3 protein-coding genes are annotated in these 16,879 nt (G+C 71.8%); 2 read left to right on the top strand and 1 reads right to left on the bottom strand.

Annotated features, from left to right (window positions below):
* Window positions 1–81 precede the first annotated feature (81 nt).
* On the top strand, window positions 82–4,878 hold the full coding sequence (locus KME78_RS49210) for a non-ribosomal peptide synthetase (protein WP_219536904.1): 4,797 nt from the start codon (window positions 82–84) through the stop codon (window positions 4,876–4,878).
* A complete protein-coding gene (locus KME78_RS49205; protein ID WP_219536903.1) occupies window positions 4,875–14,588 on the top strand; it encodes a non-ribosomal peptide synthetase/type I polyketide synthase in 9,714 nt (3,237 codons plus the stop codon). Before KME78_RS49210 ends, KME78_RS49205 begins: the two co-directional genes overlap by 4 nt.
* Here KME78_RS49205 and KME78_RS49200 read toward each other — a convergent pair whose 3' ends face one another.
* Window positions 14,589–16,823 carry an Orn/Lys/Arg family decarboxylase gene (locus tag KME78_RS49200; protein ID WP_246653623.1) on the bottom strand — a complete coding sequence of 745 codons (2,235 nt, stop codon included), beginning with the start codon at window positions 16,821–16,823 and terminating at the stop codon, window positions 14,589–14,591.
* Between the last annotated feature and the right edge of the window lie 56 nt (window positions 16,824–16,879).

Raw genomic sequence — 16,879 nt, 5'->3', positions numbered from 1 at the left:
GACAGCATCTGGCGACCAGGTCATCCTGATCCGCGGCGTGCCCAAAAAGTACAAAAACCCCCTCAATTGGCAGGCGTGACAATGACGTCGGATGCGTTACCCCTGGCATCTGTTCTGCACCTATATCAAGATCGGCTGTACGCGGCCCCAGAAAGGGTCGCCGTTTCGGCTGGTCAAGATCAACTCACCTACCGGGAGCTGGATCGCCTCGCGAACGGCATCGCCGCTGAGCTGCGTCATCTCCCGATGACCGGGCAGCGCTGGGTGGCCGTGCTCGCGGGCCGCTCGATCCGGCTGGTCGCGGGCCAGCTCGGTGCCATGAAGGCGGGCCTCGCCTTCGGCCCGATCGACCCGGCCACGCCCGTGGAGCGGATCCACGCCATGCTGGCGGGGGCCGCGGCCGTCGTCACGGCGCCGGAGTGGAGAGCTCTGGTCCCCGACGGCATTCCGGTGATCGACACGCCCGCCGAGGCGGACGCGTCACCTCTGCCGCAGGTCGAGCCCGGCGAGCCCGCGTATGTCATCCACACCTCCGGCTCCACGGGGGCTCCCAAGGGCGTGCTCGTTCCGCACCGCGCGCTGACCAACCTGATTGGCTGGTCGCACGAGACCTTCGGGCTGGGCGGCCGTGCCCCGCTGCTCACCAGCCCCAACTTCGACCCGTCGGTGTGGGAGATCTGGACGTACCTGACCGCGGGCACCACGATGGTCATCCCCAGCGAGCGGACCAGGCTCTCCCTGCCCGCGTTACGCGACTGGATCGTGGAGCAGGAGCTGACCACCTGCTACGCGCCCACTCCCATCGCTGAGGGCCTGCTCGGCCTGTCCTGGCCGGCGCGGACCACGCTCGCGACGCTCAGCACCGGCGGCGACCGGCTCACCACCTACCCGAGACCCGAGCTGCCCTTCCGGCTGATCAACCTCTACGGCCCGGCGGAGTGCGCCGTCAACGCGATCGCCGGCGAGGTGCCGGTTTACGACGGCCAGAGCCGCCCGCCCGCGCTCGGCACGCCACTGCCCGGCGTCACCGTCCACCTCCTGGACGAGGCGATGCGGCCGGTCGAGGAGGGCGAGATCTACCTCGGCGGCGTGTGCGTCGGCCTGGGCTACCTCGACCGGCCCGACCTGACGGCGGAGCGCTTCGTCCGCGACCAGGACGGGCGGCTGCTCTACCGCACAGGTGACCTGGCCAGGCGGCGGTCCGACGGGCTCATCGAGTTCCTGGGGCGGCTCGACGACCAGGTCAAGATCCGCGGCAACCGGGTGGAGCTCGGCGAGATCGAGACCGTGCTCGGCCGTCACCCGCGGGTCCGGGCCGCCACCACCGCGCTGCGCGGCCACGAACTGGTCGCCTACATCGTGGGCACGGCGACCGAGCAGGAGGCGCACGCCCACCTTCGCAGGTTCCTGCCCGACTACATGATCCCCACCGCCTGGGTCTTCCTGGACGAGTTACCGCTGACCGGCAACGGCAAGGTGGATCGTGCCGCCCTGCCCGACCCGGTCCGCGAGCCCCGCTCGATCACGCCGCCGGGCACCGCAACCGAGCTGCTGCTCGCCGAGATCTGGCGGGACGTCCTCGATGCCGGGCCGATCGGCGCCGACGACGACTTCCTGGCACTGGGCGGCCAGTCGCTGCTGGCGATGCGCATCGCCGCCCGCGCCTGCGAAGGGCTGGGCAAGCCGGTCGAGCCCCGGATGCTGTTCGAACACCCCACGCTCGCCGCGCTCGCCCGTGCGATCGACGGCCTGCCGGACACGACGACCCCGGCCGAGGCCGACGGCCTGCCGGCGGCGACCCCGGTCGAGGGCGAGCTCACGCCCGCGCGGCGCCGGCTCTGGTTCATCGACCAGATGGCGCCCGGCGCGCAGTACAACGTGCCCATCCTGTACGCCCTGGACGGTCCCCTCGACGCCGGGCGGCTGGAGAACGCGATCAACGAGATCGTCCGCAGGCACCCGCCTCTGCGGACCCGCTACGAAGAGCACGACGGCGAGCCGGTGCCCGTGGTCGAGCCGGCGCGGCCCATACAGCTGAAGGTCGTGGACGCCACCCCGCGTGGCGCGGTCGCGCTGGCCAAGCACGCCGCCCGCGACCCCTTCGACCTGCGGAACGGCCCTGTGCTGCGGGCGCTGCTGCTCCGGCTCGCCGACGACCGGCACCGGCTGCTGGTGACCGTCCACCACATCGCCTTCGACGGCTGGTCGGCCGGGGTCTTCCTGGACGAGCTGGCACGGCTGTACGCGGGGGAGAGCCTGCCCTCGCCGGCCGGGCCGTACCAGCGCACACTGGCTCTCGACCATCTGCCTCACTGGAAGAAGGCCCTGGAGTCGCCGCCCGAACGGCTGGGGCTGCCCGCCGACCGCCCCGGATCGACGGGGCCGCTCCGGCGCGGCGCCCGGGTCCGGGCCACGCTGCCGGACGGGCTGCTCGCCGAGGTGGAGACGCTGGGCAGGCACGCTCAGGCGAGCCCGTTCATGGTGCTGTTCGCCGCCTTCCAGGCGCTGCTGCACCGCTACAGCGGCCAGGACGACATCGTGACGGGCGTGCCGTTCTCCGGCCGGGAGGCGCCGGGCGCCGACTCCATGATCGGCTTTTTCGTGGAGACGCTGCCGGTCAGGACCGGCCTGGCGGGCGATCCCTCCTTCGAGCGCCTGCTCTCGCAGGTGCGGGCGACGGTTCTGGCCACGCCTACGGACGTGCCGCTCGAGGAGATCGTGCGGGAGCTCTGTCCCGACGGCCGGTCGCCCTTCGACGTGATGTTCGCGATGCAGGAGCCGCTGGACGCCAGGCGGGCCGATGGCGTGACCTTCCGGATGCTCGAGGAGGTGGAGAACGGCGGCGCCAAGGCCGACCTGGTGCTCTACGCCGAAGGGCAGGAGATGAGCCTGGAGTTCGCGACCGACCTGTTCGAGCCCGCCACCGCGGAGCGCCTGCTGAGCCATTATGTGCGCGTCCTGGAACAGGTGACGGCCGACCCGGCCGCGCCGATCTCCACGCTGCTCGCCCGGCGGCACGAGCCCGCCGGTCACGGTCCCGACCAGTGCCTTCACCAGCTCTTCGAACAGCAGGCGGACAGAACGCCCGACGCGGTCGCCGTCGAGTGCGACGGCGCCGCCCTCACCTACGCCGAGCTCGACCGGCGGGCCAACCGGCTGGCTCACCTGCTGCGCGAGCTGGGGGTGGGCCCGGAGGTGCCGGTCGCCCTGCACGTGCGGCGCTCACTCGACCTGCCCGTGGCGCTGCTGGGGATCCTCAAGTCGGGCGGCGCCTACGTGCCGCTCGACCCCTCCTACCCCCAGGGACGCCTCACCCAGGTGCTCGGCCGGGTCGACACCCCGGTCCTGGTCACGCACCGGCCGCTGGCCGGCGGCCTGCCGCACGAGCGGCCCGTGTACGTCGACACCGACCTCGACGGCCGGCCGGAACACCGGCCGGACAGCGGCGTCACGGCCGACAACCTGGCCTACATCCTGTTCACCTCGGGCTCGACCGGCCGGCCCAAGGGCGTGGCGATGCCGCACCGCCCGGTCGCCAACCTCATCGCCTGGCACAGCGACGCCTACCGGAGCCTGCAGTTCACCGCGCTCGGCTTCGACGTCTCGGTGCAGGAGATCTTCAGCACCTGGGCGTACGGCGGGACGCTGGTCATGGTCGACGACGAGGTACGGCGCGACCCGGCCGCCCTGCTCGACCACATCGCCAGGAACCGGGTGGAGCGGATCTTCCTCCCCTTCGTGGCGCTGCAGTCGCTGGCCGGTGCCGGGCTCGAACCGCCCGCCACGCTGCGCGAGGTGATCACCGCGGGCGAGCAGCTCCAGGTCACCCCGCAGCTCGAACGGTTCATCAAACCGTGGATGACACTCCACAACCAGTACGGGCCGACCGAGGGCGCGATCATCGACCTCGCCCACACCCTCACCGGCCCGCCGGCGGACTGGCCGCGACTGCCACCCATCGGCAAGCCGGTCACCGGCGTCCAGACGCCGATACTCAACCGCCTGGGCCACGAGGCGCCCGACGGCGTCCCCGGCGAGCTGCATCTCGGCGGTGCCTGCCTGGCGAGGGGCTATTACGGCCAGCCCGAGCTGACGAGCGAGCGGTTCATCATCTGGCGGGACGGGCGCAGGCTCTACCGGACCGGGGATCTGGCCCGCCGCAACGAGGCGGGGGAGATCGAGTTCCTGGGCCGGGCGGACGACCAGGTCAAGATCCGCGGTTACCGGGTCGAGCCCGGCGAGATCGCCGCGGTGCTGTCCGGGCATCCCGCCGTGCGTGAGGCGTTCGTCATGGCCAGGGATGGCGAGCTGGTGGCCTACGTCGCCGCCGACGGCACAACTGACCACGCGACCGGCAGTGCGACCGGCAGTGCGACCGGCCGCGCGACCGGCGGTGCCACCGACTGGACCCCGGTTCTGCGCGCCTACCTGGCCGAGCGGCTGCCCGAGTACATGGTGCCGCGGACGTTCGTCGCGCTGGAGTCCTTGCCGGTGAACCCTTCGGGCAAGGTGGACCGGCACGCCCTGCCGGCCCCCGACCAGGTCGCGCGGACCATCACGGCCCCGGCCACCCCGGTGGAGCAGGCCATCGCCGCCGTCTGGCAGGAGGTGCTGGGCAGCCCGGTCGGGCGGCACGACGACCTCTTCGAGCTGGGTGGCAACTCGCTCAACGCGACCCAGATCGCCTCCCGGCTACGCGAGGCGCTGGAGGTGCCGGTGTCCCTGCGGACGCTCTTCGCCCACCCGACGGTCGCCGAGCTGGGCGAGCGGCTCACGTCACCGGACGTGGAGGCGGCCGCCGAGCTCTATCTCATGGTCGCGACATATTCCGACGAAGAGGCCGAGGCTCTGCTGCGGTCGATGGAAGGCGGCCAATGAGCCTGTCAGCCCAGCAACGCCAGCTCCTGGAGGCGTTACGCAAGAAGAAACAGCAGGCCGGGCGATCCAGGCCCGACCGGCTGCCGATGTCGTTCGCCCAGCTTCGCTCCTGGTATCTGGACAAGATCGCACCAGGCGCCGCGCACTACCTGATACCGCTCGCCTTCCGCATCGAGGGCCCGCTCGACCGCGAAGCGCTGCACCGTGCGCTGAACGCCCTGGTGGCCAGGCATGAGAGCCTGCGCACCACGTTCGCCATGGACGAGGACGGCCCGTACCAGATCGTGGCCGACACACTGACGCTCGACCTGGCGGACGCCGAGGACGGCGCGCCGATGGACCTGACCACCGGCCCGCTCATCCGCGCCCACCTGCTGCGCGAAGGCGCGGAGCGGCACGTCCTGCATCTCACGCTCCACCACATCGTCGCCGACGCCTGGTCGCTGGACGTGCTGCGCCGGGAACTGAGCGCGCTCTACCACGGCCAGGAGCTGCCGGCGCTGTCCCAGCAGTACCCCGACTACGCGATCTGGCAGCGGGAGAACGACTACGGCTCGGATCTGGGCTACTGGCGCGAGAGGCTGGCGGGGGCGCCGGCGTTCACCGAGCTGCCGACGGACCTGCCCCGGCCGGCCGTCCAGACGTACGCGGGCGCCGAGCTGCCCTTCACCCTCGGCCTCCAGCGGGAGGAGTTCCAGGCGTACTGCCGGAGCCTGGGCGCCACGCCGTACATGGTGCTGTTCGCGGCCTACCTGATGGTGCTCTCCCGGCGCTCCGGCCGGTCGGACCTGGTGGTGGGCACGCCGATCGCCAACCGGGACCGGATCGAGTTCGAGGGCCTGATCGGGTTCTTCACCAACACCCTGGCCATCCGCGCCGACCTGTCGGGCGAGCCGTCGTTGTCCGAGGTGGTCGAGCGGGTCAAGGAGGCGGTGCTCGACGCCCACGACCACCAGGGGATGCCCTTCGAACGGCTGGTGGAGGAGCTCAACCCGGAACGTCGCCTGGACCGTAGCCCGGTGTTCCAGACGATGTTCGCCATGCTGCCCTCGGCCACGGCGACGCTGGAGCTGGCCGGCCTGACGGTCACCCCCGTGGAGATCCCCGAGCGCACGGCCAAGTTCGACCTGACCGTGGGTGTCCGCGAGAGCCTGGACGGCCTCGTCGAGTACAACACGGACCTGTTTCACGTGGAGACGATCCGCGGCCTGGTGGCCGAGCTCCAACAGGTGCTGGCCGCGGCGGTCGGCGGGGACGAGGCGGCCGGGGAGCTGCCGCGCCACGAGATCTCCCAGATCGTCACCCGGGCCTGGCGCGAGGCCCTGGGCACCGGCGCCTTCGGCCCCGGCGACAACTTCTTCGAGGTCGGCGGCCACTCGCTGCTGGTCGTGCAGGTGCACGAGCGACTGCGCAAGCGGTTCAGCCTGACGGTCACCGACCTGTTCAGGTACCCGACGATCGCTTCGCTGACGGCCTTCCTCAGCTCCGACGGCCTCAGGTCTGACGCCCTCAGGTCCGACGGTCCGGCGCCGAAGGCGGTCTCGGCCACCGCGCCCGCCGCCGGTGGCGCGCTCGCCATCGTCGGCATGGCCTGCCGCTTCCCCGGCGCCACGGGGCCCGAGGAGTTCTGGGCGGCGATCCGCGACGGCGTGGAAGCCGTCCAGGACTTCACCGACGAGGAGCTGCTCGCCGACGGCGAGGACCCCGACCAGCTGGCCGACCCCGCCTACGTCAGGTCGGGGACGGTGCTGGACGGCATCGACCTGTTCGACGCCACGCTGTTCGAGTTCACCCCGCGCGAGGCCGAGGTCCTCGACCCGCAGCAGCGCCTGTTCCTGGAGACCGCCTGGGAGGCGCTGGAGGACGCGGGCTGCGACCCCGCCCGCCATCCGGGGCAGATCGGCGTCTTCGCCGGCTCGGCGATGAGCAGCTACCTCATCGAGAACCTGCTGGCCGCGCCCGACGTGCTCAAGGCGGTGGGCGAGTACCAGGTCATGCTCGGCAACGACAAGGACTCCCTGCCGACCCGGACCTCCTACAAGCTCGACCTGCGCGGGCCGAGCGTCAGCGTCAACACCGCCTGCTCCACCTCGCTGGTCGCGCTCCACGTGGCCAGGCAGAGCCTGCTCGCCGGCGACTGCGACCTCGCGCTGGCCGGGGCGGTGCGGGTCAACGCCTGGACCCGCCGCGGCTACCTCTACCAGAGCGGCGGCATCGGCTCGCCGGACGGTCATTGCCGTCCCTTCGACGCCGAGGCCCGGGGCACGATCGGCGCCAGCGGCGTCGGCGTCGTCGTGCTCAAGCGGCTGGAGGACGCCATCGCCGCGGGCGACACGATCCACGCCGTCGTACGCGGCTCCGCGGTCAACAACGACGGCACCAGGAAGGTCGGCTACACCGCGCCCGCCGTGGACGGCCAGGCCGAGGTCATCACCGCGGCCCTGGCCTCGGCCGGCGTCGACCCCGGCACGATCGGCTACATCGAGGCGCACGGCACGGGCACCGCGCTCGGCGATCCCATCGAGGTCGCGGCGCTCTCCCAGGTCTTCACCGGGGACCGGCGGATCGCGCTGGGCTCGGTCAAGTCCAACATCGGCCACGCCGACGCCGCCGCCGGGATGTCCGGGCTGATCAAGACCGTGCTGGCGCTCAAGCACCGCGCACTGCCGCCCACGGTCAACTTCACGACCCCCAACCCGCGCATCGACTTCAGCCCGTTCTACGTGCCCACGGCCGTCGCGGAATGGCCCCAGGGCGCGGAACCGAGAAGGGCGGGCGTCAGCGCCTTCGGGATGGGCGGCACCAACGCCCACGTCATCCTGGAGGAAGCCCCCGAACCACCCGCCGCCCCTCTCGCACCCGCCCAGCCCGCTGTCCCTCTGGCGCCCGGCCAGGTCCTCGGCTCTCCGGTGACCGGCCAGTCCGCCGCCCCACCGGCGACCGGCCCGCACCTGCTCATCCTGTCGGCCGCCAGTGAGCCAGCACTGGCGGACATGGCCGTCCGGCTCCGCGCTCATCTGCGGGCGCGTCCGGGCACGGACCTGGGCGACGTCGCCGCGACCCTCCGGCACGGCCGCCGCCAGTTGCGGCACCGCGGCATCCTGGTCGCCGAGGACAGCCGGTCGGCGCCGGACGCCGAGCTCATCACGGGCGACGAGTCACGTCCCCGCGAGGTCGCCTTCGTCTTCCCCGGCCAGGGCGCGCAACGCCGGGGGATGGGCGCGGGCCTGTACCGGTCGGAGGGCGTCTTCCGCGACGCCGTCGACGCATGCTCCACCATCCTCATGCCGTACCTCGACCTCGACCTGCGCCAAGCCCTGTACGGCGAGGACGGCGACCTCGACCAGACCTGGCTCACCCAGCCCGCGCTCTTCGTCACGGAGTACGCGCTCGCCCGCACGCTGATCGAGCGCGGGGTCCGCCCGGCGATGATGGCCGGGCACAGCATCGGCGAGTACGTCGCCGCCTGCCTGGCCGGAGTCCTCACCCTGGAGGACGCCCTGCGCCTGGTCGCCGCGCGCGGTCGCCTGGTGCAGAGCCTGCCCCCGGGTTCGATGCTGGCCGTGCAGCTCCCCGAGTCCGAGGTACGCGACCTGCTCGGCGAGGACGTCTCCCTGGCGGCGGTCAACACCCCCGAGCTGTGCGTCCTGTCCGGCCCGGAGCAGGCCATCGCCGAGGTGGAGCAGCGGCTGGTACGCCAGGGCGTGGCCTGCCGCACGCTGCGCACCTCCCACGCCTTCCACTCCGCCATGCTGGATCCGGTGCTCGACGCCTTCGCCGCCGAGGTCGCCTCGGTGCGGCTGGGCACCCCTGACCTGCCGTACCTCTCCAACGTCACGGGCGGCTGGGTGTCCGGCGCCGAGACCAAGGACCCCGACTACTGGGTACGCCATCTGCGGGAAACCGTACGGTTCGCCGACTGCGCCCACGCCTTGGTGACGGCCGACGCCGCGGTGGTGGAGGTGGGGCCGGGCCGGACGCTGACCACGCTGGTGCGCCGTCAGGGCGGCCAGGCGACGGTCGCCCCGCTCGCCGAGCCGGAGAGCGGACAGGCCGCCCTGCTGGAAGGCATCGGGCGGCTGTGGGCGGGCGGCGCCGTCGTCGACTGGACGGCGGTCGGCCCACCGGGCAGGCGGGTGTCCCTGCCCACGTATCCGTTCGAGCGGCGCCGCTACTGGATCGAGCCGCGCGCCCGGCGCTTCGAGCTCGCGCCGGGGGCTGTTCAGGCGGTCCACACGGCCGACACAGCTCAGGCGGTTCAGGCGACCGACGAGGTTCAGACGCTTGACGTGGTCGCCGCCGCCTGGCGGGATGTGCTCGGCATCACGCCCACCGGTCCGCGGGACGACTTCTTCGGCCTGGGCGGCGACTCGCTCGTGGCCACCCAGCTCGCCTCCCGCCTGGGCCTGCCGATCGAGGCGGTCTTCGACCACCCCACGCTGGCCGGACAGCAGGCGCTCGTCGCCTCGGCGGACCCTCACGAGGCGCTCCCACCCATCGCTTCGGCAGCTGCCCGCGAGGCGATCCCGCCCATCGCCTCGGCGGTCTCCGCGTCCATTGCCTCGGCGGTCTCCCCGGCCGTCACTTCGGCGGTCGCCCGTGAGGAGATCCCGGTCGTCGAGGAGCACGGTCCGGCTCCCGTCTCGTTCATCCAGCGGCGCATGTGGTTCATCGACCAGGTGCACGGCTCGGCCGCCTACGCCGTGGCCACGGCGTTGGACCTGCGGGGCGAACTGGACGTGGAGCGGCTGCACGGCGCCCTGCGCGAGCTGGTGCGCCGGCACGAGTCGCTGCGGACCGTCTTCCACGCCCCGGACGGCGAGCCGGTGCAGGTGGTGCTGCCCGCAGCAGAGACGCCGCTGCCGGTCGAGGACTGCGACGACGCCGAACGGGCGCTGAGCGAGGCCGCGGCCCAGCCGTTCGACCTGGCGCACGGCCCGCTGTTCCGAGCCAGGCTGCTGCGGCTCGCCCCGGACCACCACGTCCTGTCGCTCGCTTTCCACCACATCGTCGTGGACGGCTGGTCGATCACCTTGCTGCGGAGCGAGCTGGCCGCCCTGTACAACGGCGAGACGCTCCCCGAGCAGCGGGTCAGGTACCGCGACTACGCGCACTGGCAGCGGGAGCAGGCCGCCGATCTCGGTTTCTGGACGGAACGGCTGCGCGGCATCCCGCACAGCCTGGACCTGCCCACGGACCGGCCGCGCCCGCCGACGCAGACCTTCGAGGGCGCCGTCGCCACCCACGTGCTCCCCACGGAGCTGGCCTCCGGGGTGCGGAAGCTGAGCCAGGAGCGCGGCGCCACGCTCTACATGACCCTGCTGGCCGCGCTCCACACGCTGCTGTACCGCTACAGCGGTCAGGAGGACATCTGCGTCGGCTCGCCGGTGGCCGGGCGCACCCGCCCCGAGCTCGAAGGCATCGCGGGCTGTTTCATCAACACCCTGGTCATGCGGGCCACGATGGACGGCGCCCTGCCGTACACGGAGCTCCTGGCGCAGGTACGCGCGTACGCGCTCGGCGCGTACGCCCATCAGGACGTACCGTTCGAACGCCTGGTGGAGGAGCTCAACCCGCCTAGGGACCTGTCGCGCAATCCGCTCTTCCAGGTGCTGTTCAACCTGCTCAACCTGCCCAAGAGCGACCTGAACCTGACCGGCCTGGCCGTGACGGAACGGGCCGTGGAGACCGGCACCGCCCAGGTCGACCTGGTGCTCTACGTCGACGAGCAGGGCGACGAGCTGCTGTGCAGGCTGGAGTACAACACCGCGCTCTACGACGCCGGCACCGCCCGGCGGCTGCTCCGGCACTACGAGAGCCTGCTCTCCGCCATCGTCGCGGCACCCGAGACCCCGCTGTCCGACCTGGGCTTCCTCACCGGGGAGGAGCTGGCCGAGCAGCTGGAGAGCCAGGACGTCGAGGTGCCCGGCCTGTGCATCCACGAGCTCGTGGAAGCCCAGGTCGAACGGACGCCCGACGCCGTGGCCGTCACATTCGAGGACGTCTCGCTGACGTACCGGGAGCTGGACGAGCGGGCCGGCCGGGTCGCCCGGCGCCTGCGGGCGGCGGGAGTGGGGCCCGAGACGCTGGTGGGCGTCGCGATGGAGCGGTCGGCCACGATGCTGGTCACCCTGCTCGGCGTGCTGAAGGCGGGCGGCGCGTACGTGCCGCTCGACCCGATGTACCCGCAGGAGCGCCAGGACCACATCCTGGACGACTCCGGCCTCCGCGTCCTGGTCACCGAGCGCGAGCTGGCCGGGCGCTACACCGGCTACCAGGGCGAACTCATCCTCGCCGACGACGAGGCCGTACCGGTCGTACCAGAGGCGAGCGAGAGCCCCGAGCGGCCGTCCGCGCCGGAGAACCTCTGCTACGTCCTGTACACCTCCGGCTCCACCGGGCGGCCCAAGGGCGTGCGCGTCCAGCACTCCTCGGTGGTCAACTTCCTCACCTCGATGAGCCGCGAGCCCGGCCTGACCGGCCAGGACACGCTCCTGGCCGTCACCACGACCGCCTTCGACATCTCGGTGCTGGAGCTGTTCCTGCCGCTCACGGTCGGCGGCCACGTGCTGATCGCCAGCCGCGAGGCGGCCTACGATCCCGAACGGCTGGCCGCCCTGCTGGACGGCGCGACGGTCATGCAGGCCACTCCGGCGACCTGGCGGCTGCTGCTGTCGTCGGGATGGCCGGGCAAGCCGGGGCTGAAGGCGCTCTGCGGCGGCGAGGCGCTCCCCGCCGACCTGGCCACCGACCTGCGCGGCCGGGTGGCCGAACTGTGGAACCTGTACGGGCCGACCGAGACCACGATCTGGTCCACCCTCACCCGGGTCACCGACGGCCCGATCACGATCGGCCACCCGATCGCCAACACCCGGATCCACCTGCTCGATGCCACGATGCAGCTGGTTCCCACCGGCGTGGTCGGCGAGCTGTACATCGGCGGGGCCGGTCTGGCCCGCGACTACCTCGGCCGCCCCGAGCTGACGGCCGAGCGCTTCATCACCTGGCGGGACGGGCGCCGGCTGTACCGGACCGGTGACCTGGCCCGCCGCCGGGCCGACGGCTCGATCGAGTTCCTCGGCCGGGCCGACAAGCAGGTCAAGGTCCGCGGCTACCGGATCGAGCTGGGCGAGATCGAGTCGCTCCTGCTGGCGCATCCGGCGGTCCGCGAGGCGGCCGTGGTGGTGCGCGGCGCGGAGGAGGCCAAGAGCATCGCCGCCTACCTGGTCGCCGAATCCGGGCCCGACTGGCGCGAATACCTCAGACCCAAGCTGCCCGACTACATGATCCCCTCGGCGTTCGTGCCGATGGACGCGCTGCCGCTCACCCCCAACGGCAAGGTGGACCGCAAGGCGCTGCCCGAGCCGGTCGGCCAGGTACGCGCGGAGGGCACGGCACCGCGGACCCCGGCCGAGGTCAAGCTGGCCGAGCTCTGGTCGGCGATCCTGGGCGTGCGGGGGATCGGGATCGACGACGACTTCTTCGCACTGGGCGGCGACTCCTTTAAGGCCGTGCGTGCCGTTCGGGATTCGGGGATCCAGGCGACCGTGATGGACCTCTTCAAGAACCCGACGATCCGAGCATTCACCGCGCTCGACGGTTCATCCCGAAATTTCGGTCTCTTGCATGAGCTGACGCCGCCGCGCTCCGCGGCCTCGCTGACCGTGGTCTGCGTGCCGTTCGCGGGCGGCGGCGCGATCACGTACCAGCCGCTGGCCGCGGCCCTGCCCGAGCAGGTCACCATGCTCGCGCTGGAGCCGCCGGGCCACGAGACCGGCAACCCCGGCGAGCCCGTGCTGCCCTTCCACGAGCTCGTCGAAGGCTGCGTCAAGGAGATCAAGGAGAAGGTCGACGGGCCCCTCGCGCTCTACGGCCACTGCATGGGCGGCGCGCTCACCGTCCAGCTGGCGCGCAGGCTGGAGGAGGAAGGCGTCAGCCTGGAGAAGGTGGTCATCGGCGGGCACTTCCCGGCGCCCCGGCTGCCGGGCAAGGCCTTCGCCTGGATCCGCAAGACCTTCCCGATGGAGCGGTGGACCTCCAAGCGGCAGGCGCTGGAGTTCCTGCGGGCCATGGGCTTCTTCACCGAAGCGCTGGACCCTCGTGAGCGCGACTTCCTCATGGGCGTCTTCCTCCATGACACCCAGGAGGGCGAGGACTACTACACCGACCTCTACCAGGCGCCCATCAAGAAGCTGGCGGCGCCGCTGGTATGCGTGGTCGGCGAGAACGACCGCGCCACCGAGCTGCACGAGGAGCGCTTCCGCGAGTGGGAGGCCTTCTCCGACGCGGTGTCGCTGGAGGTCATCCCCAAGGCCGGGCACTACTTCCAGAAGCACCAGGCGCCCGAACTGGCCGAGATCCTCGGCGGTGGCGACCGGCCGGCGGCGCCGCTGCCGCCCCGCTACCAGCAGGCCAGCCTGAAGACGTTCCTCCTGGTGGCCCTCGGCCAGTTGGTGTCGTTGATCGGCACCGGGCTGACCACGTTCGGTCTGGGCCTGTGGGTCTACCAGCAGACGCGGTCGATCTCGATGTTCGCCATCGTCTCGGTCATGGCGCTGCTGCCCGCCGTCGTCCTGGCGCCGATCGCCGGAGTGGTGGCGGACCGCTGGAACCGCCGGCTCGTCATGATCACCGCCGACTCGGCGGCGGGTTTGGCCTCCGCCTCGTTGGCCACGCTGCTCTGGACGGGCGGGCTCCAGCTCTGGCACGTCTATGTCATCGTCGCCGTCGGCGCGGTGTCGACGGCCTTCCACCAGCCCGCCTACATGGCGGCCATCGCCCAGTTGGTGCCCAAACGCTATTACGGCAGAGCCGGCGGCCTGGCCCAGCTGGGGCCGGCGGCGGGGACCGTACTGGCGCCGCTGCTGGGCGGCGCGCTCGTGGCCGCCATCGGACTGCCCGGCATCATCGTGATCGACCTGACCACCTTCGCCTTCGCGGTCACCGTGACCTTGGCGGTCCGCTTCCCGGACACCCTGTTCAAGAAGCGGGAGGAGCCGTTCTGGCAGGAGGTGACCGGCGGCTGGCGCTACATCACCCGCAGGCACGGGCTGCTGGCGATCATCCTGTTCACCTCGTTCCTGAACCTCCCCTTCGCCATGGTCGAGGTCCTGGCCACACCGCTGCTGCTCAGCCTCACCGACAGCCGGGGCCTGGGCATAGCGCTCTCGATGTCCGGCATCGGACTCCTCGTCGGCAGCGTGATCATGACGGTCACCGGCGGCCTGGCGCGCCGCACCAACGGCATCCTCGGCTGCTTCATGGCACTGGGCGTCGCCTTCGCCGTCATCGGGATCGCCCCCCACCCGGCGCTGCCCGCCATCGGGCTGTTCTGCGTCGGGCTGCTCACCGCGCTGCTGAACGCGCACTGGTTCGCCATCGTGCAGCAGAAGGTCGGGCTAGACCTGCAGGGCCGGGTCATCGCCACCAACCTGATGCTCAGCTGGGCCCTGGTCCCGGTGGGCTTCCTGCTGGCCGGACCGCTGGTCGAGCAGGTCTTCAACCCCATCGCCGGCGCCGCGCAGGGCCGGGGGATCGCGCTGCTCACCCTCGTGGCGGGCGCGGTGACCGTGCTGATCGGCCTGGCGGCCTTCCGCTACCGGCCGGTCCGCTACCTGGAGGACGAGCTGCCCGACGCGATCCCCGACGCCGTGATCATCACCGACAAGGACCTGATCCAGCGGGAGGCCGACAAGCAGCTCGTCCCCTGATCAGCGTTCGACCTCGACGTGGTAGCGGCCGTCGGCATCGCGGTGCGCGCCATGGATGTCGGTGGCCAGGTCGGGGTAAGCGCGGTCGAAATCCTCCAAGGCGTACAGGTACGCCATCAGCGGGCCGTCGGCGGGCCCGGTCGCCTCTCCGGGCATCAGCATGGGGATGCCCGGCGGGGTGACGACGACGGTGGTGGCGGAGACGCGGCCGGGCAGGTCGGCGAGCGGGACGCGTTCCGTGCGCGAGCGGATCAGGGCCTGGTAGCTGTCGGCCGGGGTGCGGACGGGTTCGGGGAGCGTGGTGAAGATCTGGTCGAGGAGCTCGCCGAGCCCGAGAGCGCGGAGCTTGTCGTGTACGTCGGTGCAGAACCGGCGCAGCGTGGTGTCCGGCGGCCCGAAGCCCGGCAGCACCTCGGCCAGGCGCAGGTCGTCGTCGTAGGCGCGCTTGAAGTCGGTGAGCGCGTCGATCAGCGTGCCCCACTTGCCCTTGGTGATGCCCATGGAGAACAGCACCAGCAGCGTGTGGTCCCCGGTCTTCTCCACGACGATGCCGCGCTGCCGCAGATAGGTGGCGACGATCCGGGCGGGGATACCCCAGTCGAGCGTGCCTTCGGTGGCGTCGGCGCCCGGGCAGGTGATCGTCACCTTGATGGGGTCGAGCAGGCAGTAGCCGTCGGTCAGGCCCTGGAAGCCGTGCCAGCCGGCGCCGGGCTCCAGCGTCCAGCACTCCGGATGAGTGCTCAGCAGGACCGGGTCGGCCTCGGCGAAGGAGACGGGCAGGCCGGTGCCGGGGTCCGTGACCCGCGTGGGCTGCCAGACGCCGAAGTACCAGTCCGGCCGCCGGCCGTCCTCCCGGATGCGGGCGGCCAGCCGGACCATGGCCTGGCGGAACCGGACCGCCTCGATGACGGCCTCGCCCGTCAGGTGCGCTCCGGACGCGCCGTCCATCATCCCCGCCGCCACGTCCAGCGAGGCGATCATCGGGTAGAGCGGTGAGGTGGAGCAGTGCATCAGGTACGTCTCGTTGAGCCGCTCGTAGTCCACCGGAGCGCGCTCGGCCGACCGGACGTGCAGCATCGCCGACTGCGACAGGGCCGCCAGGAGCTTGTGCGTCGACTGGGTGGCGAACACGGTGGGACGCTCCGGCCCCGGCAGCGTCCGCTCGTCCACGGCCATGCCGTAGCGGCGGGCGTACAGCGGGTTGAAGCGGGCGTAGGCGAACCACGCCTCGTCGAAGTGCACGCGCGGAACACTCTCGCTCAGCAGCTCGGCGACCCGTACGGCGTCGTAGCAGAGCCCGTCGTAGGTGGAGTTGGTGATCACGGCGTAGGCCGGGTCGGTCCGCGCGAGAGGGTGGCCGGACAGGCGGGCGCGCAGGGTGTCGGCCCGCAGCTCGGCGGGCGGGATGGGGCCGGCCAGGCCGAGGCCGTTGCGTTCGGGCACCAGGTAGACGGGGCGGGCGCCGCTGATGGTCAGCGCGTGCTGGAGTGACTTGTGGCAGTTGCGATCCACCAGGGCGGTCTCGTCGCGGGCGATGGCGTGGTGGCCGACGATGCGGTTGGCGGTGGCGTTGCCGTTCATCACGAAGAAGGTGCGGTCGGCGCCGAAGACGCGGGCGGCGTTGCGCTCGGCGTCGCCGATCGGACCGGTGTGGTCCAGCGGCGAGCCCAGCTCGGGCACGGAGATGGACAGGTCGGTACGCAGCAGCCGTTCGCCGTAGAAGTCGAAGAACGCCCGCCCGACCGGCGACTTCAGGAACGCGACGCCGCCGGCGTGCGCCGGGGTGTGCCAGGAGTACTGGTGGTGGTCCTGCAGCTTGCGCAGCGCGCGGAAGAACGGCGGCAGGATCCGCTCGGTGTAGGCCTCGGTCGCGTGCGCGATGCGGCCGGCGATGAAGTCGGGGGTGTCCTCAAGGGGGAACACATAGCCCTGGATGACCTCGTACACCCACAGGGGGAGCTCCTGCTCGGCGGTCATGAGGAAGACCGGCAGGCCGTGGAAGCGCTGGGTGACCGCGCCCAGCACCTGATCGGCGCCCGGCGCGTCCCAGTCGGCCAGCATCCCGGCCAGTGAGGCGTCCGAGCCGATCACCGCCAGCGCGTCCTGCGTGCGGTGCGTCCAGCGCAGCTGGACGCCGAGGTCGTCCATGGCCGCGCTGACGCGGCGGATCTGCTCGGCGAGTGCCGTGTCGGCGTCGGGGCGTTCCGCGACTGCGGCGAGGACCGTTCGTTCCATGCGAACTCCAGGGCCGGGGGGACTGTTCGACCCGCCACTTACCCTGAGTCGTAGAT

The sequence above is a fragment of the Nonomuraea guangzhouensis genome (genome assembly GCF_019396345.1).
In the GTDB taxonomy this organism is placed as follows: Bacteria; Actinomycetota; Actinomycetes; order Streptosporangiales; family Streptosporangiaceae; genus Nonomuraea; species Nonomuraea guangzhouensis.
Note: the sequence above shows the minus strand (reverse complement) of the source record. Positions and strands in the feature narration are given on the sequence as shown.

Bases quoted from the DNA above. Each gene is read 5' to 3' on its own strand.
- KME78_RS49200 (WP_246653623.1), bottom strand. From the start codon at position 16,823: ATGGAACGAACGGTCCTCGCCGCAGTCGCGGAACGCCCCGACGCCGAC.
- KME78_RS49205 (WP_219536903.1), top strand. From the start codon at position 4,875: ATGAGCCTGTCAGCCCAGCAACGCCAGCTCCTGGAGGCGTTACGCAAG.
- KME78_RS49210 (WP_219536904.1), top strand. From the start codon at position 82: ATGACGTCGGATGCGTTACCCCTGGCATCTGTTCTGCACCTATATCAA.